Here is a 283-nt window from a genome sequence, read left to right as displayed (position 1 = left end):
AGGGTGGTAATACGAGTGTAACTTATAATGTAACGAACTTATGTGAGTCTGGGCAAGATACAGCTACATTTACGGTAACTCCTGCTGATGCCTTAACAATTAGTGATGTTCAAGATCTTACTGTGAATGCTTGTGACTTTGCTGATCAAGCGGCTTTAGATACAGCCTTTGCTAATTGGATTGCTGGATTTAGTGTAACTGGTGGTTGTGATCCGCAAGCTACAGATATTAGTGCGCTTACTGCTCCTGCTTTATGTGAGGGTGGTAATACGAGTGTAACTTA

At 41.3% G+C, this 283-nt stretch carries 1 protein-coding gene; it reads left to right on the top strand.

All coding sequences use genetic code 11. The features are described from left to right. On the top strand, positions 1 to 283 hold a 283-nt coding region (locus tag ACH5TW_RS00275; RefSeq protein ID WP_439334471.1), incomplete at both ends, for a hypothetical protein.

The sequence above is a fragment of the Thalassobellus sediminis genome (assembly GCF_044386045.1).
Lineage (GTDB): Bacteria > Bacteroidota > Bacteroidia > Flavobacteriales > Flavobacteriaceae > Thalassobellus > Thalassobellus sediminis.
This window is presented reverse-complemented; position numbering and strand designations above follow the sequence as displayed.